The following is a 21,106-nucleotide window of genomic DNA, read 5'->3' as shown; positions in this document are numbered from 1 at the left end:
TGCTCAGGTTTATTCGCTGAGGGGCATTGAACCTTTCAGCGGTGTAAGATAAATGAAAATTAATTTCTAAACCCCCGAAAGAGTTCACCTCTCTCGGGGGTTTTCGCATTTTTATGGCTATATAATTGTATATACATGATGAATTTTAACCGTATTAAATGTGACTAAATAGTATAAAAATTTTAAAATTTAATAGGAAAATAACATGACAACAGAACCACGTTTACGCATTGCAATGCAAAAATCAGGTCGCTTAAGCGACGACACACAAGCACTATTGAAGCGTTGTGGCCTTAAACTTAATGTCTCTGATCGCCGCTTACTTGCTCATGTTACTAATATGCCAATTGATATCATGCGCGTACGCAGCAGTGATATCCCAGGACTCGTTATGGACGGTGTTTGTGATTTAGGTATAGTAGGTGATAATACCTTAGAAGAAGCCGCGTTAGAGCGTGCTTTAATGAATCAAAAATCAAAATACATTCGCACTTCAGGTTTGAATTTTGGCGGTTGTCGTTTATCAATTGCCATGCCAGAAGGCTTTGACTATACAGGTATTGAGAGCCTTAATGGTCTGAGATTTGCCACTACCTACCCACAATTACTTAATCGCTTTGCCAAAAACAATGGTATCGATGTCGAGTTTTGCTTACTAAAAGGCTCTGTTGAAGTAGCGCCTCGTGTTGGTTTATCTGACGGTATTTGTGACTTAGTTTCAACGGGTGCAACGCTAGAAGCTAACGGGCTAGTTGAAGTAGAAGAGATTTTTCAATCAAATGCGTCATTAATTCAAACCGCCAATGCCTTAGTCCCAGAGAAACAAGCGATTCTTGATACCTTATTACCTCGCATTCAAGGTGTAATGAAAGCAAAAGAAAGTAAATACATTATGCTACACGCGCCAAAAGACAAAATAGCTCAAGTTAGCGCACTTATGCCTGGTAAAGAAACACCAACCATACTTCCCTTAGCAGGACGTGAAGATCTTGTTGCAGTGCACGTTGTTGCAACAGAAACATTTTTCTGGGAAACCATGGAACAACTTAACGCTTTAGGTTGTAACTCCATTCTAGTAATGCCAATTGAAAAAATGATGGGCTAAACATGAGCATAAAGAACCAAGACACAACTAAACTTAAAGACTCAATAGTTTGGGAGAACTTGTCTAAAGCCGAGCGTGGTTTCGCACTTTCTCGGCCAGCTATTGCAGAAAGCGGCTTATTATCACAACAAGTAGAAAACATTCTTGCCAACGTAAAAGACAATGGTGATAAAGCTTTATTTGATTTAACCGAAAAATTTGATGGTGTGAAGCTTGATACACTTAAAGTAACACTTAAACAGGTTGCCGCTGCAAAAGTGAGATTAACCGCCAAGCGCCTAAAAGCTATTGAAACAGCATACGGACAAATTAAACGCTTTCACCAGGCCCAAATTAGTGAAGACATTCGTGTTGAGACCACTCCTGGTGTGGTTTGTACCTTAAAAACTGAAGCTATTGATAGCGTAGGTTTATATATACCAGCCGGTAGCGCACCATTACCCTCAACTGTGTTGATGTTAGGTGTGCCGGCACAACTGGCAAAATGTCCGCGTAAAGTACTGGTTTGCCCGCCTAATAAAAGCGGACAATTAGCCGACGAAATACTTGTTGCAGCTTCATTATGTGGTATTGATGAAATATATAGCGTTGGTGGTGCTCATGCTTGTGGCGCTTTAGCCTTTGGTACTGAAACCATTATGGCCGTAAACAAAATCTTTGGTCCAGGAAACAAATATGTTACCGAGGCAAAAAAGCAGTTGTCACAGCAAGTTAATGGTTTCGCTATCGACATGCCAGCAGGCCCTTCTGAAGTACTTGTTATAGCTGATGCAAATGCTAATGCTAGCTTTGTAGCTGCAGATTTATTATCGCAAGCGGAACATGGACCAGATAGCCAAGTTATTTTGCTATCAAATAGCGAAGCACTAATTAACGCCGTGCAATCAGCATTAGAAGCGCAACTAACGACCTTATCTCGTGCAGAAATAGCGCGCCAAGCTTTACAGCAAAGCCGCTTAATACTGACAAAAGATTTAGCACAAGCGGTTGAAGTTTCAAATGAATACGGCCCAGAGCATTTAATTATTCAAACCGACAACGCGCAGCAGTTATTAAAAAGTTTGCGTAATGCTGGTTCAATTTTTGTTGGCGCTTATACGCCAGAGTCTGCTGGTGATTATGCCAGCGGCACTAATCACGTGCTGCCAACTTATGGTTATTCAAAAGTTATTAGCAGTTTGTCATTGGCTGACTTTTCAAGACGCTTTACTGTGCAAGAAATTACTCGCGAAGGCTTAAGTTCCTTAGCCGAATGTATTTGCGAACTCACTGATGCAGAAGGACTAGACGGTCACAAACGCGCTGTCACCATTCGCCTAGAAGCACCTGCAGAAAATGCAGCGACAAAGAACGCGGAGGCATAAATGAGCATTGCGAACAAACTTGCTCGAAAAGAGCTAATTGATATGGTGCCTTACCAATCTGCCCGCAGACTTTTTGCCAGCAGCGGTGCAATGCAAGGAAAAATATGGTTAAACGCTAACGAAGCCTCTGGCCCAGGTACTTATCAAGTTAGCAGCGACAGCATTAATCGCTATCCTGACTTTCAGCCAGAAAACTTGATCAATGCTTACAGCCAGTATAGTGAAATAGCGCCAGAAAATTTGCTCGCCACGCGTGGTGCAGATGAAGGTATAGAGCTGATCATCAGAACCTTTTGCCAAGCTTACCAAGATAGCATTTTAATTTGTCCGCCCACTTATGGAATGTATGCCATTAGTGCTGAAAACCATGGTGCTGACGTTATTAAAGTGCCACTGACAGAAACAATGTCTCTGGACTTAACGGGCTTAAAAGCAAACGTTGGCAAAACCAAAGTTGTATTTTTATGCTCTCCGGGTAACCCAACCGGTAATTTGCTATCACAACAAGAGATTAAAACCGCACTTGAGCTTTTTGCTGAAACAGCAATTGTGGTAGTTGATGAAGCTTATATCGAATTTAGCCCTGAGCAATCAGTGGCAAGCTGGCTTAACACTTATCCGCATTTAGTTATTTTAAGAACACTATCAAAAGCCTTTGCTTTAGCGGGCTTACGTTGCGGTTTTACGCTGGCGAATAACGATGTTATTACTATGCTGAGTAAAGTGATAGCGCCTTATCCTATTTCAGCGCCGGTTGCCGATATTGCCAGTGAAGCATTAGCACAGCCAGGTCTTGAAAAAATGAGTACCCGCGTGCAAGAAACTGACATATTACGTGGGCAACTAGCGACGTGGTTAACAGCACAAACGTGGTGTAACGAAGTCTTTCACAGTGATGCCAATTTCGTTTTATTCCGCTGTCAAAGTAACGAGCTAAAAGACTTCATTTTTAATAGTTTAGTTGCGCAAGGTATTTTAATACGCGACCAATCAAAGCAACAAAACCTCGCAAACTGTCTACGCATTAGCATTGGCAGTGAACGCGAACTTTCACTTTTACAGCAAACTATAACCCATAGTTTCACCACGACCACAGCCCAAACGGTGGCACAAGAGAATTAATATGAGCCAAGAAAATATTTTATTTATCGACCGAGACGGTACCTTAATTGAAGAGCCAATTACCGATAAACAAGTTGATAGTTTAGAAAAGTTAGTCTTTGAACCGAACGTAATCCCGGTGTTAATTGCCTTACAGAAGAAAGGCTTTCGCTTGGTAATGGTGTCGAATCAAGATGGTTTAGGCACGACAAGCTACCCGCAAAGCGACTTTGACTTACCGCACGATAAAATGATGGCAATGTTTGCCTCGCAAGGTATTACCTTTGACGACGTATTACTATGTCCGCACTTTGAAGCCGATAATTGTAGCTGTCGTAAACCAAAATTAGGCTTAGTTAGCGACTATTTACAGCAAGGTAAGGTCAACTTTGCCAACTCTTATGTTATTGGCGACCGCGACACCGATGTTGCCCTTGCCGCAAACATGGGTATTAAAGCGATAAAATATGACCGTCAAACCCTTAATTGGGATGATATTGCTGAACAACTACTGACCAGTTCAAGAGTTGCAAAAGTGGTTCGCACCACAAAAGAAACTGATATCAATGTGGCTATTAACCTAGATAAAGTCGGTGATATCAAAATCAAAACAGGTTTAGGCTTTTTCGACCATATGCTGGAACAAATTGCTGCACATGGCGGCTTTAGTATGCAAGTAGATGTTGATGGCGACTATCACATTGACGAACATCACAGCGTTGAAGACACTGCTTTAGCTTTAGGCCAAGCGCTTAAACAAGCTTTAGGTGATAAACGTGGCATCGGCCGTTTTGGTTTTGTTTTGCCTATGGATGAATGTCGCGCCGAGTGCTCGATAGATCTTTCTGGCCGTCCTTGGTTAGAGTTTGACGCGAACTTTACCGATAATATGGTGGGTCAAATGTCGACGCAAATGGTCTCGCACTTTTTCCGCTCGTTAGCAGATTCTATGGCAATCACCCTGCACCTTTCAACGACTGAAGGAAACTGTCATCACCAAGTTGAAAGCTTGTTTAAAGTATTTGGTCGTGCACTTCGCCAAGCCATAACCGTGGCCGGTGACGACTTACCAAGCACCAAGGGATGTCTATAGTATGAGCGAGAAAAAACAAGCTAACTTTGTGATTGTTGATACCGGTTGTGCCAACTTAGCGTCAGTAAAGTTTGCCGTTGAACGCTTAGGTTTTTCTATCATTATTTCTGATGACCTTGATGTCATTAAAAATGCCGATAAAGTTATATTACCCGGCGTGGGTAGTGCTCGTCATGCTATGGAAAATATAGTATCGAAAGGTTTAGTGGCAACATTACAGCAACTTACCCAGCCTGTATTAGGCTTTTGTTTAGGCATGCAATTAATGGCACGCACATCTGTTGAAGGCGCAGGTAAAGACGAAGTAGTGCAATGTTTAGGCTTAATTCCTACGGATATTACGCCTCTGCAAGCGAACGATTTACGTATGCCCCACATGGGTTGGAATACGTTAACGCAAGTTAGCGACCATGCGATATTCAAAGGTATTAGCGCTGATGACTATTTCTATTTTGTGCATAGCTTTGCCGCGCCTATTTCTGAATATACCGTCGCCCGCTGTCAATACGGCAGTGAATTTTCTGCCGCTATCGCAAAAGACAACTTTATCGGTTGTCAATTTCATCCAGAACGCTCAAGCGCGCTTGGCAGTAAAATCATTAAAAATTTTTTGGAGATGTAAGCCATGATGATCCCAGCAATTGACTTAATTGACGGCGAAGTCGTACGGTTATTTCAAGGTGATTACCAGCAAAAGACTAATTATCAATATACCGCAAAAGAGCGACAAAACCTTTACGCTAAAGCTGGTGCAACGGTCATGCACTTTGTTGACTTAGACGGCGCAAAAGATAGCACTAAACGCCAATTAGCCTTACTTGAAACTTTGGTTAAACACGATACCATGATCATTCAAGTAGGCGGTGGTGTGCGTTGTAAAGAAGACGTTCAGCAGTTACTTAACTTAGGTGCCGACCGTGTTGTTATTGGCTCATTAGCGATAAAAGAACCCGATTTAGTACGCACATGGATTACAGAATTTGGCGGCGAAAAAATTGTACTGGCGTTAGATGTAAAAATTGATGCTTTAGGCAATAAAACCCTGCCAACGCACGGCTGGATAAAAGACAGTGGCGTTAACTTAGAAACATTATTAGATGACTACATTACTGCCGGTTTAAATCATGTACTTTGTACTGACATTAGTAAAGACGGCACGCTTACAGGCAGCAACGTAGGCATGTATCAAGAACTATGTCAGCAATACCCAAGTATAAAATGGCAAGCTTCAGGCGGTATTGGTTCATTAGACGATATCAAAGCACTAATTCCTACTGGCGTTGATGGCGTGATACTCGGTCGCTCGTTACTTGAAGGTAAATTTACTCTAGAGGAGGCAATCGCATGCTGGCCAAACGCATAATTCCTTGCCTTGATGTTCGAGACGGTAAAGTCGTAAAAGGTGTTCAATTTCGTAACCATGAAATAATTGGCGACATAGTACCGCTGGCACAAAAATATGCACAAGCGGGTGCTGACGAACTAGTTTTTTACGATATTACTGCCAGCTCGGACGATCGCGTAGTCGATAAAAGCTGGGTTAGCCGTATTGCTCAAGTTATCGATATCCCCTTTTGTGTCGCTGGCGGCATAAAAACAGAAGAAGATGCTAAGCAAATTCTGATGATGGGCGCAGATAAAATTTCTATCAATTCTCCTGCATTAAGAGATCCAAGTTTAATCTCACGCTTAGCGGATATTTTTGGCCAACAATGTATTGTAGTTGGTGTTGATAGCTTTTTTAATCAAGATGCGAACAATGGTGAAGGCGAATATCAAGTTTACCAATTCACTGGCGATGAAACACGGACACAAAAAACCAAATGGCGCACCTTAGATTGGATCCAAGAAGTACAAAAGCTCGGCGCAGGCGAGATTGTACTTAATTGTATGAACCAAGACGGGGTTCGCCAAGGTTATGATATAAAGCAGCTTAAACAAGTGAGAGATTTGTGTAATGTGCCACTAATCGCCTCAGGCGGTGCTGGCGAAATATCACACTTTGTTGATGTTTTTCAGCAAGCAGATGTTGATGGTGCACTTGCTGCCAGTGTTTTCCATAAAGGTATTATCCCTATGGACGAATTAAAGCAAACTCTTAAAAATGAAAAAATTGAGATCAGATTATGCTAATTACACAAGATAATATAAGCCAACTGGCATGGGACAAGATGTCGGGCATGATCCCTGCAATAATTCAGCATCAAGATACCGGTGCGGTTTTAATGCAAGGTTATATGAATGTTGAAGCTTTAGAGCAAACCTTAAGCTCAGGCTTAGCAACATTTTATAGTCGCGCTAAACAAGCACTGTGGTGCAAAGGCGAAACTAGCGGTAACTTTTTGAAAGTCAGCCAAGTTGTGACTGACTGCGATCAAGACAGCTTATTAATTGCTTGTCGACCGCAAGGCCCTACTTGCCACTTGGGTACAGAGTCTTGCTTCCCAGAGCAAAACATTAGCCAACAAAATTTTCTTAGTCAACTAGAGCAAGTTATTGCCAGTCGAAAAAATGATGACCCAGAAGATAGCTACACCGCACATTTATTTTCGCGCGGCACCACTAAAATAGCGCAAAAAGTAGGCGAAGAAGGCGTAGAAGTAGCACTAGCTGCTGTTGCTGAAACGAAAGAAGATTTATTGGGTGAATGTGCGGACTTGTTTTATCACACCTTAGTGCTTTTACAGGACCAAAATATTGACCTAAGTGAAGTAATGGCCGTATTACAGTCAAGACACAAAAAAAAGTAAAACAGCACGTTAAGTAGTTAGCTATTTATCTAGTTAACTACATTTTATTTAAGCCTATAAGTGCTACTGGCATTGTAAAAGCATGAGTAATCTACACTTTTTTCAAATGCCTATCGAAATTCACACAAGTCAATTAAAGCTAGGCCTCTAGCCTTAATTGACTTGATTATTCCAAGCTTAATGTATATAATTCGCACAATATTTTACAGGACTATATTCTCGCTAAGGAAAGGCAAGTTGTTTAAATCTCATGCAATTAAAAAGTACGGTTCCAAACTAATGCCTGTACTTGTAAACCGTTATGGTGCAAAAAAGCATTATAGCCCCTCTGAAGTTAGAACCACCGTTTACCACAACAACTTTAATCCAACATATTTACCATTAGCCTATTTACTTTGTCTTGAGCAAAGTGACTTAAAAAACGTTTTATTTTCAGAATATCCAGAACTCGATATTGAGCAATATAAAAAAGAAATAAGTGCTTATATTGTGCGTAAAAAATACAGTGAATATTTTCAACGTTTAAGCCTGAGTTTAAATCACAACTAATAACTAATAACTAAATCAAAACTAACTCTTTTCCAAGATCCCACTAAATATCGTCATGCATATCGATATACATGACGATATGCACTCTCTATTATTTCTGCTATTTTTATTAAATAGAAAGAACTTTTTCCATATATTATTCGTATAAGTAAAAACCTTACGCTACAACAGACAACATCAATAACAATAAGTTAATGTTTATATGATAACTAAAATAAAAAATCGCTCAATAGAAAACAAAATTCTCTTAACAGTGAGTGCTGCAGCTGTGATCGGTTTCATCCCCATTCTTGCTATGAGTATAAAAATACAAGATAGCGTAGAAATCATACTTTCACTTTCAGCAATTGTAGGTATTTTCAGCATTTTCTGTGGCGTTCTGTTCACTAACAGAACAAAAATTTTTAGCTTTTTCCTTGCCGTTTTCGCTCAAATAATAATATTGGTTGCTGTTGAATTGAAAGGGGCGAATTTAATTTACTGGGTTTTCCCCGTGGTGGTTGCGAGTTTCTATTTACTACCTACAATAATGGCAAGTGTGCTAAATGGTATATTAATTACGGTTACTTACCTCATTACCTACCAACAGCTTGATAGTTTTACGCTAACGCGCATTATTATTTCTATGGTTTTGACCAATGTATTTGCTTTAGCATTTTCAGTATTTATGCAAAATAAAAATCGGCAATTATTAGAAAATGATAAATTTAATCAACTTCGTAACAAAATTCTTGAGTTAATAGCAGCAGCGGATCACCTATCCAAAATATTACCTGCCATAATTCTTGGAATTGAAAAAGAACACCCTGATGTGTTGTGTAGCATTTTATTAATTGACGATTCAGGAAAACATTTAGTGTTAGGCTCTGCGCCAAGTTTACCTGATTTTTATAACAAAGCTGTCGACGGAATTGCTATTGGTCGTGGTAAGGGTTCCTGCGGAACAGCGGCATTTACCAGAGAAAGAGTTACTGTTACAGATATTTCAACGCATCCTTATTGGACAGCTTGGGCAGAGTTAGCTAAAAAAGCTGGACTAGGTTCTTGTTGGTCAGAGCCTATTATTGATAGTAAAGGTAAATTACTCGGTACGTTTGCAATTTATCATCGTACAAAATCAACACCAAATGAGATGGATTTCACACTCATTGAACAAATATCTAACCTTGTTCGCATTGCCATTGAACGAGATAAAGCTGATAAAATAATTTGGCATCAAGCCAATTTTGATAATTTAACTCAATTACCCAATCGTAATTTATTAATTGAGCATCTAACGGCGGCAATTGAGAACGCTAAACGCGATAAAAAACAAATTGCTATAGCCATGCTCGACATCGATAACTTTAAAGATATTAATGATTCTCTAGGGCATAGTGTCGGTGATAAATTACTTGTAGAAAGTGCAAACCGTATTAAAAGTTGCATTAGAAAAAATGATATTGTCGCACGCTTGGGCGGTGATGAATTCATCATAGTTCTAGTCGGCACGATTACAGAGATAGATATAGACAACATCGGGCAAAAATTATTAAGCACCCTAGCCCAACCGTATACTATTGATGATCAAAGTGTTCATTATACCGCGAGTATCGGTATTGCGCGTTATCCCGATGATGCCGCAAACATTGACACCTTATTAAGGAATGCCGACCAAGCTATGTACAATGCTAAAGCTCAAGGTCGCAACAGTATTCACTACTTTACTGAACATATGCGTACTGATTTCCTCAAACGTATGGAAATTATTAAAGATTTACGCATTGCTATCACACAACAGCAATTTCATATGGTTTATCAGCCTATAGTTAACTTATCAAACAACACAATAACTAAAGCAGAAGCACTTATTCGCTGGCAACATCCTGAGAAAGGCTTAATTTCTCCGTTAGATTTCATCCCTATCGCAGAAGCAACCGGCTTAATTACAGAAATTAGTGAATGGATATTTAATGAGGTAACTCAGAAAGTTAAGTATTGGAGAGAGACATATTGTCAAAATTTGATGATCAGTATAAATACCTCGCCCGTACAATATAAAAATAAAGGCAAGCAAATTACGGCGTGGGTTGATTCTCTTAAAGAGAGAGAAATTGACCCGCAAGCTATAGCAATAGAAATAACCGAAAATTTATTAATGGAAAATCAAGCCGAAGTTGTCAGTGTTCTTGATCAAATTCGCCTGAAAGGTATTGCCGTTTCTATTGATGATTTTGGTACGGGCTATTGCTCTTTTTCTTACCTGAAAAACTACGCGATAGATTATTTAAAAATTGATAAAAGTTTCGTACAAAATATGTCTGCTGATAATAAAGATGCTGCGTTATGTGAAGCTATTATAGTGATGGCCAGTAAGTTGAATATTGATGTTATTGCTGAAGGTATTGAAACGGACCAACAAAAAGAGTTTCTAACAAAGGCAGGCTGCCGGTATGGCCAGGGCTACTTATTAGCAATGCCCTTGGTAAAAGATGACTTTGAACAATTACTCATTAAAGAGCAAAAAAAGTAAAACATAATGGATTAATTCATATTATATCTTTAATAATGTCCCTTCTTGGGCAAGGAAATCGCTCATCAGGGCCTCTCATTTATCTACATTAAACGTAAACTGTACATGAGTATGATATCGTGAAAAAATGTAAAAAACACAATTAAACAAGCCGCTATGATCACTGATATTACCTGGACAAATAAAAATTTCTCACAGTTAACCACTAATGAACTCTACGATTTACTAAAATTACGCATTGATATTTTTGTTGTTGAGCAAACCTGTTTTTATCCTGACTTAGACGACCATGACCGCCACCCACAAACCCAACATTTATTTTGCTATCAAAACGATGTTATGACCGCGTATTTACGTATTTTACCTACAGGATTAACTTACCCAGACTACATTAGTATTGGCCGTGTTGTCATTGCCCCATGTGTTCGAGGCACCGGACTTGGTCACGAACTAATGCGTGTCGGTTTAGCGCAATGTTTAAAGTATTTCCCAAATGACACGGTAAAAATATCAGCTCAAGAGCATTTAGAAAAATACTACAATCACCATGGTTTTGAACGTGTAAGTGACATGTATTTAGAAGATGATATACCGCATATCGCTATGCTAAAAACACATTAATACTGAGCAAAAAGCCAACATGGGCACCATGTTGGCTTTTTATTATAGGTTAAATAAATACGAAACTTAGGCAAAAACAAATAATCTAATATTTTCTATCGATAAAACTAATAATACAATAAATGTTGTAAGCACACCTATTTGACGCGGTTTTGAAGTGCCAATAGATTTACTTAAACCAATGGCATGCGATAAACGAGCTAACAATAATGCTCCACCTAACATATGTAACATAAAAGCAGATGCGCCATTAATTTCGTAGCAACCCAGTAATATTAATGCCAACGGAACATATTCTGAAAAATTACCATGAATTCGAACACGCTTAGCTAAAGTTTTATTACCATTAGTACCGATGCCAATTTGCGCACTCAAACGTACACGAATAATATTTATAGATAAACCTATATACAAAAGTCCTAATAAACTGGCATAGAAGCCTGTTAATGAAAGCGTTACCATTGTTTTTCCTTAATGTTTGATGAAGTATGGTTTGTAGTATTGTGCGAAATATTACCTATTAAGTTGTTCAATTAATAGCTGTTTTTAATATGTAAAAACAATGAAGCAAAGCTATAGCACCATTCACCTTTTCTAAGCGCTAGATACAGTTTATCAAACCCATGACAACATATTAATTTTGAGGCAGTAAATTAATCAACTTGGTATTACACGAACATACAATACCAAGAGATTACAAAAGAGATTACAATAACGTATAGCGGGAGTGGTTACTCAGCGCTTTTAGAGTTGTCAAAACATGTCCCTGTGATTATGAACTATGATCTTAACATATGCCGGAAACCTTGAATTTATCCGCTATCTGAGCATAAAAAAGCTCGCTTGCGCGAGCTTTCAATTTCAAAAATTAACGACAATGGTTAATTTATGATAATTTCTCATCTAACAATGAGCTAACTTGTTCAACAGGTTGAGTGCCATCAATAGTTAAATAAGCACAAGCATCGGCAGCAGCTTCAGCTTGATAATAAGCAACTAAAGGTTTAGTTTGTTCGTGATAAATGCCTAAACGTTTGCGTACTGTTGCTTCTTCATCATCTGGACGAATGGATAAATCATCACCCGTTTCATCATCTTTACCTTCCGTTTTCGGTGGATTGTAAACAAGATGATAAACACGACCAGAGCCAGCATGAACACGACGTCCGGCCATACGTTCTACAATCACTTCATCTGGTACGTCAAACTCAACCACGTAATCAACATCAACACCATTTTCTTTCATAGCGTCTGCTTGTGGAATTGTACGTGGGAAACCGTCCAGTAAGAATCCTGCTTTACAGTCATCTTGCGCTATACGCTCTTTAACCAAACCAATAATTAATTCATCAGAAACGAGTTGCCCTGCGTCCATCACTGCTTTAGCTTTCTTGCCAAGTTCAGTCCCTGCTTTAATTGCAGCGCGTAGCATATCACCAGTCGATATTTGTGGAATGCCAAATTTAGCCATTAAGAATTGTGCTTGAGTACCCTTACCGGCACCAGGTGCACCTAATAAAATAATGCGCATTTAGTATAACCCTATTTAATAAATGAATTGGTTTTCGAAAGTGCAAACACTATACATATTCAAAGGGTTGCAAACAAGTAGCAAGCAGACTAAAAAAACAAAAAAGGAGCTAAAAAGCTCCTTTTTTTGACTAAAGTCTAACGACATTATGACTTAAGTACGATTTAACCTGAGTTGTGTTTATTTAGTCAGGCTTAACATTAGCTTGTTCAAACGCGCAACAAAAGTTGCAGGGTCTTTCAAGCTACCACGTTCTGCTAACATAGCTTGTTCAAATAAGACTTCGGCCCATTGTTTGAACTGTGCGTCGTCTTGCTCTTCGGCAACGTGCTTGATTAAATCATGCTCAGCGTTAATTTCAAAAATTGGCAATGCGTCTGGTACTTCTTGACCAACCGATTGCATCAACTTCATCATTTGGCTGCTCATGTCATGCTCGTCTGCTACGATACACGCCGGTGAGTCAGTTAAACGCTGTGAAATTTTAACATCTTTAGCTTTGCCTTCAAGTGCGGCTTTAATACGAGTAACAACTGAATCGAATTCTTGCGCAAGCTTCTCTTGTGCTTCTTTCGTTTCTGCATCATCCATATCACCTAAGTCTAAACCACCACGAGTTACTGATTGTAATTGCTTACCATCAAACTCAGTTAAATGGCTAACTAACCACTCATCAATGCGGTCAGACATCAATAATACTTCAATGCCCTTCTTGCGGAAAACTTCTAAATGCGGGCTATTTTTAGCTGCTTCAAAGCTATCAGCAACCACGTAGTAAATCTTATCTTGGCCTTCTTTCATACGCTCAATATATTGCGCAAGTGAGGCACTTTGCATGCTGTTATCTTGATGAGTAGAAGCAAAACGCATAAGTTTTGCAATCGCATCTTTATTAGCTGAATCTTCTGCTGGACCTTCTTTTAGGACTTGACCAAATTCATTCCAGAACAGTTGATATTGCTCAGCATCTTTGTTGCCTAATTTTTCAAGCATTTTTAAAACACGTTTAGTACAACCCTTGCGAATTGTTTCAGTTATTTTGTTATCTTGTAATATTTCACGTGATACGTTCAAAGGTAGATCATTAGAGTCCAATAAACCTTTTACAAAACGTAAGTAGCTAGGCATGAATTGCTCAGCATCGTCCATAATAAATACACGTTGAACAAATAATTTTAAACCATGCTGCTTTTCACGGTTGTGCATATCAAATGGTGCTTTAGACGGGATGTAAAGTAATGAAGTATATTCAGTCTTACCTTCTACTTTATTGTGTTCCCATAAAAGTGGGTCACCAAAGTCGTGCGAAACGTGCTTGTAAAATTCTTTGTACTCTTCGTCAGAAACGTCTGATTTTTCACGAGTCCAAAGCGCAGTCGCCTTGTTCACTGGCTCCCATATTGCCGGAACAGCGTCACGGGCTTCAACAGCAGGCGTGGTTACATTGCCTTCGTCGTCTTTAGCTTCTTCAACAGCTTCAACGCCAGGCACTTCTGGTGTCAGCATTTCAACAGACACAGAAATATGATCAGAGTACTTAGTAACGATAGACTTTAAACGCCAGTCATCTGCATATTCACTTTCTTCTGCTTTTAAGTGAAGAATAATATCGGTACCACGGTTTGTTTTTTCAATTTTAGCCGTCGTAAATTCACCTTCACCAGCACTTGTCCATTCAACACCTTCAGACGCAGCAACACCGGCAGCACGTGAACGCACAGTTACCGAGTCAGCAACGATAAATGCTGAGTAAAAACCAACACCGAATTGACCAATTAATTGTGAATCAGACGCTTGGTCACCAGAAAGTTGCGAGAAAAATTCAGCCGTACCTGATTTTGCAATAGTTCCTAAATGCTCAACGATTTGGTCGTGAGTCATACCAATACCGTTATCAGAAATAGTTAGGGTATTATTTTCTTTATCACAACTTACGCGAACACGCAGATCACCGTCGCCTTCATATAAATCTGCATTAGACAATGCTTTAAATCGTAATTTATCAGCAGCATCAGCGGCATTGGAAACTAACTCACGTAAAAATATTTCTTTATTTGAGTAAAGTGAGTGGATCATCAACTGCAATAGTTGTTTTACTTCGGTTTGAAAACCATGAACTTCTTTTTGACCTGTCTCAGACATTTGAAAACTTCCTACTCTAAATAGCATTAAAACGATTGGTTATGGTGACCATCGAACATTATACCAATTCCAATAAGTTCAAGTGTAGAGACTTACTTAATGGATTTGGTATTATTCAATACTCACTCGATAGTTAACATGTGGGGGTAGCGAAAACATTTTCAAGCAAGAAATTAAAATTTTTCACAGATAACGCCCATATTTTCTGTCGATTTTGAAGTATTTCATTGTCCTCATATACTTTTATACATACTCTATATAATAAATAATGATTTGCTTTCAATGACTTCTATACATACATTAAAGCGTTCGCTTATTACCACTTGTCAGGCAACGTAAGCTTTTGCCTAAGCAGCGATTACACAGGGATTAACATGTTTTTTGATCGAAATAATAATGCCGCTATTCTATTAGCTGGTATTTTAGCTTTAGTGGTAGGCGTGGGTGTAGCGCGATTTGCTTTTACCTCTTTATTACCTTCGATGCTAGAAAATCACCTCAGTATTGCTTTCGCAGGTGTGCTCGCATCAATTAATTATGTCGGTTATTTGTCTGGCTCAATTTTTTCCATATTCATTAAAGATATTCATGCCAAGGTTAGATTCTTCCGCATAGGATTAGCTTTGTGTGTTATTACATCGCTACTACTAGCGTTTACTGAAAACAATACCCTCTGGTTACTGTCTCGCTTATTTGCAGGTTTTGGTGCCGCCATGGCATTAGTGGTAGGCTCTGCTATTGTGATGTCAAAATTACAAAACACCAATAAAACCAAAGCAATGGGCATTCACTTTAGTGGTTTAGGTTTTTCTATTTTAGTGTCTGATTTAATCATGCGCGGTGTATTTACTTATAGTGCAAACTGGCAACATGCTTGGTTAGCTTTAGCTATTGCAGGCGCAATATTCGCTTGCTATTCCGGTTATATTTTAAGTTTTGAAAAACAATCAGCTGACCAAGTCATTAAACACAAATTTGATAAGTCTCTATTTACACCTTTAGTTATTGTGCTAGCACTTGCCTACTTTACAGAAGGCGTTGGCATGGTGGTGCAAGCGACATTTCTGCCTGATATTGTTAACTCATTACCTGGGCTCGACGGTTACGGTGGTTATGCTTGGTTGGCGGTTGGCTTAGCGGGTATTCCTTCTTGCATTATTTGGATGCGTTTAGCCCACAAATATAACAGCATCGATATTATGATTGTAGCTATGGCATTACAGGTTGTTGGTATTTTAATACCGACATTTTCCGCTAATATCTATCTTAACTTAGTCAGCGGCATATTATTCGGCGCAACATTTATTGGGCTAGTATCATTGTTTATGAATTATGGCGGCCAGTTAGCCGGTAAAAACCCGGTATTTATTATGGGCCTGATCACGGCGGCATATGGCGTTGGACAAGTTGTCGCGCCGCTCTATTGTGTCGCATTAATAGCAGAATTTAAAAATTACAACGCGGCGCTTTATTTAACCGCTTTTATTGTTTGTTGTGGCATCTTTTTACTTAAATACGCACAGGCTAATTTAATTGCTAAGCCGCCAATAGTAAATGAAGCGTAAAATTATAATGTGAATAAAGAGAGATTCATGAAAAGAAAAATTAAGAACATCAATGTTAGATTAATTTCGGCAATGATACTTGTGATGGTTGGCATTTCTTGTTGGCCATTCGTAGTAAATGCCCTTCAAACACCTATCGTTGGTGCTAAGCAGTAAGTCATGCGCAAACTTATCACGCTATCCCTCCATAAACGAGTATGCACAAAACAAACGACTTCGAACGTGCTAATTCAGCCAAACATGCACTTAGTTGTGCATGTTCTTAAGTTTACTACTTTAAATTTAAAGCTAAATAGTTAAAGCTAAATAGTTAAAGCTAAATAGTTAAAGGCTAAAAACTATAATTTTTTCGCCCCGATAAAGCATGTGCTAGGGTATTACCATCAACATATTCTAATTCTCCACCTACTGGCACACCATGAGCAATGCGTGATATTTCAACATCATGGGTTTGGGTAAGCTCAGCAATAAAATGTGCGGTTGCTTCACCTTCTACAGTGGGGTTGGTGGCTAATATAACTTCAGTAAACTGCCCTGTCGCCAATTGCTTTTCTAAAATGTCTAAACCTAAATCGTCCGGACCAATACCATCTAGTGGCGACAAATGCCCCATAAGTACAAAATAACGTCCTTGAAATTCGCCGGTTTGTTCAATAGCAATAACATCGGCAGGTGTTTCAACAATACACAGTTGTGTAGCTATTTTTCGTTTTGGACTCTGACAAATTTCGCACAAGGCTTCTTCGGTAAAATTACGACATTGCTCGCAATGACCTATATTCTCCATCGCAAGCGCTAATGTTTGTGAGAGTTTGCTACCCCCGCGACGATTACGTTCAAGTAAATGAAATGCCATACGTTGCGCTGATTTTGCACCTACACCGGGTAAACATTTTAATGAATCAATAAGTTCTTGAACTAACGGGCTAAATTTCATTACGACTCTTTCTTGGCTTAATTGACTTTCATTCACCTAATGTTAAGCAAATGAATAATATTTACAACGGAGTTTATCATTGAGTTTAAAAATTGATAATAACTTATTAAAAAGAATTTTTTCGCTTCTAGCAGAGTAATTTCACCCAAAACTTTAAAACTTCAGTATGATGGTGATAATAAAAACCTTCATCATTGAATCTTTAGCAACAGCATCAATAAGGCCAATTATGCTAACCAATATTTTCATTACTTTAGCGTTATTGATTGTCAGCTTTATTGGCTTGCAACGGCTGTTTACCCTACCGAAAAATGTCTGGTTACTTTTTTTAGTGCAACCGTTAGTAATGGCAGCATCGCCGGTGATTGTTTTTATTGGCGGTATACTTGCCACAAGCATGGGCGCTGATCCTGCATTAGTGACCTTGCCCGTCACTGTGATGATACTCGGCGTCGCCAGTGGCGCTATTCCCGCTGCTTTATTGGCTAAAAATAAAGGCCGACGCTTTGCCTCATTCACCGGTTTTAGTTTAGGCTTTTCAGGTACTATGATGGCAACGTTTGCCGCGTTAAATGGTAGCTTCGAGCTACTGGTATTGGCCAGTTTGCTCTTCGGCATTAGTACGGCCTTTATTCAACAGTTACGTTTTGCCGCTATTGAAAGCGTAACTGACAGTAATGAAGTACCAACGGTACTCTCTATTCTGATGCTCAGTGGTATTTTTTCCGCGTTTTTGGGGCCAGAAATCGCCGTAACCGCAAAAGACTGGCTAAGCTCTCCTTATGGCTATGCTGGCTCTTTTTTATTCCTGTCAGCGCTTTTTATTGTTGCCATGCTGCTGATGCTGAACTTCAAAGACCCCGAAATAAAGCATAGTGATAACCAAGGTGACATTCGCCCTTTAAGTGTCATCATTAAGCAACCCATTTTTATTATCGCCATATTGTCCGCCGCAATTGGCTTTGCACTCATGAGTTATCTAATGACTGCTACACCATTGAGTATGCATCAACTGCATGGTCATAGCTTAAACGATACAAAATGGGTGATACAAAGCCATATTGCCGCCATGTTTATCCCGTCATTATTTACCGCTTTATTGGTTAAACGTATTGGTTTGAAAAATTTAATGTTAGCCGGTACCTTTATTTATGCGATTGTTACGGTAATTGCTTTGTCAGGTGAACAAGTCATGCATTATTGGTGGGCGTTAGTTTTATTGGGCATTGGTTGGAATTTCCTTTTTCTCACCGGTACTTCATTATTACCCCAAAGCTATCACGCCAGCGAACGCCATAAGGTTCAGGCAATTAATGACTTTATTATTTTTGGCTTTCAGGCCACAGCGTCACTACTAGCAGGTTGGATATTATTTAAAGCCGGTTGGCATGTTGTAGTGCTCACCAGTTTACCTTTTATTATTATCTTGTTCGCTGTTAGTTGGTTTTATTATAGAAAAGAGCGTGAGAAAATTAATCAAGCAACTTCTAATGTGGTTGTTAATACCCAGCAAAAAATCACTCAACAGAGCGAAGTTTAATCTTGAGCACTTTAACTATTTTACAACGTGGCGCGCCAGTGTTATCTGCTATCGCAAAACCGATACCCAATGTTGCTACGGCTGAAATAAAACAGCTTATTGTTGATCTTAAAAACACAGTAGCCCTCGCAAAAGGTGTCGGTATCGCAGCCCCCCAAGTAGGAAAGAGTTTACGTCTATTCATTATGTGCTCTGCTCCAAGCGAGCGCTACCCTGAGGCGCCGTTATTAGCACCATCTGTCATTATCAATCCAGAAATACTTCACACCAGTAATCAACAAGAGTTAGGCTGGGAAGGTTGTTTAAGTGTAAAAGGCAAACGAGCACTTGTGCTTAGGCATAGCAGCATTGATGTTAGCTATTTAGACGAAACAGGCATCATGCATAATCAAACTCTCACGGGTTTTCTTGCTAGGATATTCCAACACGAATTAGATCATCTTGACGGTATTACCTTTATTGAGCGCCTCGACAACGAAAACGATGCGATTGACGAAGCTCAATGGCAACAACAAATACTGAATAACACAATCGATTAGCACCCAGCTTCATATCAAGCATAAGCATAGATAAGTGGTGAATACGTATGCAACTAATGTTGTATCTTAAAGACTATTGCTAAGATGGAAATCGATACTGTTAACCTAGATTTTGGCTAAGTAAGCTTTTAAGCCTAAAAATGATAAGCGTTAACTCCGATTTATAACAATAAGAGTTCGTATATGACCACCAAACCACAACTTAATTTTTGGCAAATTTGGAATATGTGTTTCGGCTTTATGGGGATACAGTTTGGCTTTGCCTTGCAAAACTCTAATGTCAGCCGCATATTTCAAACCTTAGGTGCAGATTATTCTAATATGGCAATCTTATGGATTGCGGCCCCTATAACAGGACTTATCGTTCAGCCAATTATTGGTTATTTCAGTGACAACACTTGGAATAGACTAGGCCGACGTAAACCTTACTTTCTCTTTGGCGCAATTGCCGCCAGTTTATCATTGTTTATTATGCCGAACTCGCCCACGTTATGGGTAGCAGCCGGTATGTTGTGGATAATGGACGCGTCAATCAATGTTTCAATGGAACCCTTTCGCGCTTTTGTTGGCGATATGCTACCGCGAAAACAGCGCGCAATGGGCTATGCGATGCAAAGCTTTTTTATTGCTGTTGCCTCAGTGGTTGCTTCCTCATTACCTTGGATGATGGCAAATTGGTTCGATATCAGCAATATCGCAGAGCCAGGCATACTACCGGATACGGTTAAATTTTCATTTTATGCTGGTGGTGTTATTTTTTTCCTCGCCGTATTGTGGACTATTTATTCAACGAAAGAATATTCTCCTGAACAGCTACAAGCCTTTCAAGACGCCGAAGCGCAAACGCAAAGCGAAGAGTCCTTTGTCCCTCGCACGGCAAAAAAATACTTTACCGGTGGGGCAACTTGGTTACTACTCGGCTTAGTAAGCTTTGCGATAGTCGCACTTAATGTTGAGCAACTCGATAAAAGTTTATTCATTCTTGCTGGTGGGTTTTGTTTCTTTGCTATTTGTCAGTTAGTGGCAGGCTTGATGGCAAAAAATAATAGTCATAATGGCTTTGCACAAGTCATGTCTGATTTATTTTCCATGCCGCAAACTATGAAGCAACTCGCTTTTGTACAGTTTTTTTCTTGGTTTCCATTTTTTGCCATGTGGACGTATACCACAGCAGCCGTTACTGAATTCCACTTCGGCAGTTCTGATGTTACATCGGCGGCGTTTAATGAAGGCGCAGACTGGGTGGGTGTGCTGTTTTCAGCTTATAACTTAACCTCGGTTTTTGCTGCGATATGCATTCCAATAGTCGTTAAATACTTTAATTTACGTATTGCGCATATGATCAACTTATTCCTCGGTGGTGCTGGTTTTATCTCATTCCTCTTTATTAAAGATCCAACCTTACTTATTGTTTCTATGATCGGTATCGGCTTTGCTTGGGCGTCAATTTTATCAGTGCCTTACGCTATTTTAGCTAATGCATTACCGGCTAAAAAAATGGGTTTATATATGGGAATATTTAACTTCTTCATCGTATTACCGCAAATATTAGCCGCCAGTATTTTAGGCTTTTTAATTACTAAGGTTTTCGACAATCAACCGGTATATGCGCTTGCCGTTGGTGGCGCAAGTATGGTGCTTGCGGGTATATTAACCTTACGAGTAAAAGAGCCTGAGTATTAGTTAATTCGCTCCTTGTTAAAATAATAAAGCCTGATAACGAAAAATATCGATATCAGGCTTTAGCCAATAAAGTG

The 21,106-nt window shown here is 39.3% G+C and carries 20 protein-coding genes; 16 read left to right on the top strand and 4 right to left on the bottom strand.

What is annotated here, in order from left to right; translation table 11 throughout:
* Window positions 1–205: 205 nt before the first annotated feature.
* From hisG to B5D82_RS16010, 11 genes are all read left to right on the top strand, one after another.
* Window positions 206–1,105 (top strand): ATP phosphoribosyltransferase, encoded by a 900-nt coding sequence (gene hisG / locus B5D82_RS16060; protein WP_081152943.1) that lies wholly within the window; start codon window positions 206–208, stop codon window positions 1,103–1,105.
* 2 nt (window positions 1,106–1,107) lie between these two features.
* Window positions 1,108–2,469 carry a histidinol dehydrogenase gene (gene hisD, locus B5D82_RS16055; RefSeq protein ID WP_081152941.1) on the top strand — a complete coding sequence of 454 codons (1,362 nt, stop codon included), beginning with the start codon at window positions 1,108–1,110 and terminating at the stop codon, window positions 2,467–2,469.
* Window positions 2,470–3,591, top strand: a complete 1,122-nt coding sequence (gene hisC, locus B5D82_RS16050) for a histidinol-phosphate transaminase (RefSeq protein WP_081152940.1) — start codon at window positions 2,470–2,472, stop codon at window positions 3,589–3,591. It abuts the gene before it with no gap.
* A 1-nt stretch (window position 3,592) separates the two neighbouring features.
* The gene (hisB, locus tag B5D82_RS16045) at window positions 3,593–4,663 is read left to right on the top strand and encodes a bifunctional histidinol-phosphatase/imidazoleglycerol-phosphate dehydratase HisB (RefSeq protein WP_081152938.1); all 1,071 of its coding nucleotides are present in this window, start codon (window positions 3,593–3,595) and stop codon (window positions 4,661–4,663) included.
* 1 nt (window position 4,664) lies between these two features.
* The gene (gene hisH, locus B5D82_RS16040) at window positions 4,665–5,285 is read left to right on the top strand and encodes an imidazole glycerol phosphate synthase subunit HisH (protein ID WP_081152937.1); all 621 of its coding nucleotides are present in this window, start codon (window positions 4,665–4,667) and stop codon (window positions 5,283–5,285) included.
* Window positions 5,286–5,288: 3 nt separating this feature from the next.
* The gene (gene hisA / locus B5D82_RS16035) at window positions 5,289–6,026 is read left to right on the top strand and encodes a 1-(5-phosphoribosyl)-5-[(5-phosphoribosylamino)methylideneamino]imidazole-4-carboxamide isomerase (RefSeq protein WP_081152935.1); all 738 of its coding nucleotides are present in this window, start codon (window positions 5,289–5,291) and stop codon (window positions 6,024–6,026) included.
* Window positions 6,008–6,796, top strand: a complete 789-nt coding sequence (gene hisF, locus B5D82_RS16030; protein ID WP_081152934.1) for an imidazole glycerol phosphate synthase subunit HisF — start codon at window positions 6,008–6,010, stop codon at window positions 6,794–6,796. Before hisA ends, hisF begins: the two co-directional genes overlap by 19 nt.
* The gene (hisIE, locus tag B5D82_RS16025) at window positions 6,790–7,413 is read left to right on the top strand and encodes a bifunctional phosphoribosyl-AMP cyclohydrolase/phosphoribosyl-ATP diphosphatase HisIE (protein ID WP_081152932.1); all 624 of its coding nucleotides are present in this window, start codon (window positions 6,790–6,792) and stop codon (window positions 7,411–7,413) included. The genes hisF and hisIE overlap by 7 nt, the downstream gene beginning before the upstream one ends.
* 180 nt (window positions 7,414–7,593) lie before the next feature.
* Window positions 7,594–7,962 carry a DUF6559 family protein gene (locus tag B5D82_RS16020; protein ID WP_483862445.1) on the top strand — a complete coding sequence of 123 codons (369 nt, stop codon included), beginning with the start codon at window positions 7,594–7,596 and terminating at the stop codon, window positions 7,960–7,962.
* A 202-nt stretch (window positions 7,963–8,164) separates the two neighbouring features.
* The gene (locus tag B5D82_RS16015) at window positions 8,165–10,474 is read left to right on the top strand and encodes a putative bifunctional diguanylate cyclase/phosphodiesterase (RefSeq protein ID WP_216628998.1); all 2,310 of its coding nucleotides are present in this window, start codon (window positions 8,165–8,167) and stop codon (window positions 10,472–10,474) included.
* A 156-nt stretch (window positions 10,475–10,630) separates the two neighbouring features.
* The gene (locus B5D82_RS16010) at window positions 10,631–11,095 is read left to right on the top strand and encodes a GNAT family N-acetyltransferase (RefSeq protein ID WP_081152929.1); all 465 of its coding nucleotides are present in this window, start codon (window positions 10,631–10,633) and stop codon (window positions 11,093–11,095) included.
* A gap of 66 nt (window positions 11,096–11,161) precedes the next feature.
* Here the strand turns inward: B5D82_RS16010 and B5D82_RS16005 are convergent, their stop codons facing one another.
* The 3 genes from B5D82_RS16005 to htpG all read right to left on the bottom strand — a co-directional run bounded on the left by B5D82_RS16005 (window position 11,162) and on the right by htpG (window position 14,768).
* A complete protein-coding gene (locus tag B5D82_RS16005) occupies window positions 11,162–11,557 on the bottom strand; it encodes an MAPEG family protein (RefSeq protein WP_081152928.1) in 396 nt (131 codons plus the stop codon).
* Window positions 11,558–11,981: 424 nt separating this feature from the next.
* Window positions 11,982–12,626, bottom strand: a complete 645-nt coding sequence (gene adk, locus B5D82_RS16000) for an adenylate kinase (RefSeq protein WP_081152926.1) — start codon at window positions 12,624–12,626, stop codon at window positions 11,982–11,984.
* A 180-nt stretch (window positions 12,627–12,806) separates the two neighbouring features.
* Window positions 12,807–14,768: a molecular chaperone HtpG gene (htpG, locus tag B5D82_RS15995; RefSeq protein WP_081152925.1), complete on the bottom strand. Its 1,962-nt coding sequence runs from the start codon at window positions 14,766–14,768 to the stop codon at window positions 12,807–12,809.
* Between the two features lie 374 nt (window positions 14,769–15,142).
* On the opposite strand from htpG, the gene B5D82_RS15990 reads away from it, so the two are divergent.
* The gene (locus B5D82_RS15990; protein WP_081152923.1) at window positions 15,143–16,333 is read left to right on the top strand and encodes a YbfB/YjiJ family MFS transporter; all 1,191 of its coding nucleotides are present in this window, start codon (window positions 15,143–15,145) and stop codon (window positions 16,331–16,333) included.
* Window positions 16,334–16,360: 27 nt separating this feature from the next.
* Complete coding sequence (locus B5D82_RS20260) at window positions 16,361–16,489, top strand: hypothetical protein (RefSeq protein WP_281255931.1); 129 nt, start codon at window positions 16,361–16,363, stop codon at window positions 16,487–16,489.
* Window positions 16,490–16,664: 175 nt separating this feature from the next.
* Here the strand turns inward: B5D82_RS20260 and recR are convergent, their stop codons facing one another.
* Window positions 16,665–17,270: a recombination mediator RecR gene (gene recR, locus B5D82_RS15985; protein ID WP_081152922.1), complete on the bottom strand. Its 606-nt coding sequence runs from the start codon at window positions 17,268–17,270 to the stop codon at window positions 16,665–16,667.
* A 229-nt stretch (window positions 17,271–17,499) separates the two neighbouring features.
* Here recR and B5D82_RS15980 point away from each other — a divergent pair, with 229 nt between their 5' ends.
* The 3 genes from B5D82_RS15980 to B5D82_RS15970 all read left to right on the top strand — a co-directional run bounded on the left by B5D82_RS15980 (window position 17,500) and on the right by B5D82_RS15970 (window position 21,032).
* On the top strand, window positions 17,500–18,810 hold the full coding sequence (locus tag B5D82_RS15980) for an MFS transporter (RefSeq protein ID WP_081154557.1): 1,311 nt from the start codon (window positions 17,500–17,502) through the stop codon (window positions 18,808–18,810).
* Between the two features lie 2 nt (window positions 18,811–18,812).
* Window positions 18,813–19,349, top strand: coding sequence for a peptide deformylase (gene def / locus B5D82_RS15975; RefSeq protein ID WP_245807491.1), 537 nt, complete (start codon window positions 18,813–18,815; stop codon window positions 19,347–19,349).
* 183 nt (window positions 19,350–19,532) lie between these two features.
* Window positions 19,533–21,032 carry an MFS transporter gene (locus tag B5D82_RS15970; protein ID WP_081152919.1) on the top strand — a complete coding sequence of 500 codons (1,500 nt, stop codon included), beginning with the start codon at window positions 19,533–19,535 and terminating at the stop codon, window positions 21,030–21,032.
* The last annotated feature ends 74 nt before the right edge of the window (window positions 21,033–21,106 follow it).

This window comes from Cognaticolwellia beringensis, assembly GCF_002076895.1.
In the GTDB taxonomy this organism is placed as follows: Bacteria; Pseudomonadota; Gammaproteobacteria; order Enterobacterales; family Alteromonadaceae; genus Cognaticolwellia; species Cognaticolwellia beringensis.
The sequence above is the reverse complement of the archived record's forward strand: the minus strand, read 5'-3'. Positions and strand labels throughout refer to the sequence as shown.

Coding starts and splice junctions, on each gene's coding strand:
- hisG (WP_081152943.1), top strand. CDS start 206: ATGACAACAGAACCACGTTTACGCATTGCAATGCAAAAATCAGGTCGC.
- hisD (WP_081152941.1), top strand. CDS start 1,108: ATGAGCATAAAGAACCAAGACACAACTAAACTTAAAGACTCAATAGTT.
- hisC (WP_081152940.1), top strand. CDS start 2,470: ATGAGCATTGCGAACAAACTTGCTCGAAAAGAGCTAATTGATATGGTG.
- hisB (WP_081152938.1), top strand. CDS start 3,593: ATGAGCCAAGAAAATATTTTATTTATCGACCGAGACGGTACCTTAATT.
- hisH (WP_081152937.1), top strand. CDS start 4,665: ATGAGCGAGAAAAAACAAGCTAACTTTGTGATTGTTGATACCGGTTGT.
- hisA (WP_081152935.1), top strand. CDS start 5,289: ATGATGATCCCAGCAATTGACTTAATTGACGGCGAAGTCGTACGGTTA.
- hisF (WP_081152934.1), top strand. CDS start 6,008: ATGCTGGCCAAACGCATAATTCCTTGCCTTGATGTTCGAGACGGTAAA.
- hisIE (WP_081152932.1), top strand. CDS start 6,790: ATGCTAATTACACAAGATAATATAAGCCAACTGGCATGGGACAAGATG.
- B5D82_RS16020 (WP_483862445.1), top strand. CDS start 7,594: ATGTATATAATTCGCACAATATTTTACAGGACTATATTCTCGCTAAGG.
- B5D82_RS16015 (WP_216628998.1), top strand. CDS start 8,165: ATGATAACTAAAATAAAAAATCGCTCAATAGAAAACAAAATTCTCTTA.
- B5D82_RS16010 (WP_081152929.1), top strand. CDS start 10,631: ATGATCACTGATATTACCTGGACAAATAAAAATTTCTCACAGTTAACC.
- B5D82_RS16005 (WP_081152928.1), bottom strand. CDS start 11,557: ATGGTAACGCTTTCATTAACAGGCTTCTATGCCAGTTTATTAGGACTT.
- adk (WP_081152926.1), bottom strand. CDS start 12,626: ATGCGCATTATTTTATTAGGTGCACCTGGTGCCGGTAAGGGTACTCAA.
- htpG (WP_081152925.1), bottom strand. CDS start 14,768: ATGTCTGAGACAGGTCAAAAAGAAGTTCATGGTTTTCAAACCGAAGTA.
- B5D82_RS15990 (WP_081152923.1), top strand. CDS start 15,143: ATGTTTTTTGATCGAAATAATAATGCCGCTATTCTATTAGCTGGTATT.
- B5D82_RS20260 (WP_281255931.1), top strand. CDS start 16,361: ATGAAAAGAAAAATTAAGAACATCAATGTTAGATTAATTTCGGCAATG.
- recR (WP_081152922.1), bottom strand. CDS start 17,270: ATGAAATTTAGCCCGTTAGTTCAAGAACTTATTGATTCATTAAAATGT.
- B5D82_RS15980 (WP_081154557.1), top strand. CDS start 17,500: ATGCTAACCAATATTTTCATTACTTTAGCGTTATTGATTGTCAGCTTT.
- B5D82_RS15970 (WP_081152919.1), top strand. CDS start 19,533: ATGACCACCAAACCACAACTTAATTTTTGGCAAATTTGGAATATGTGT.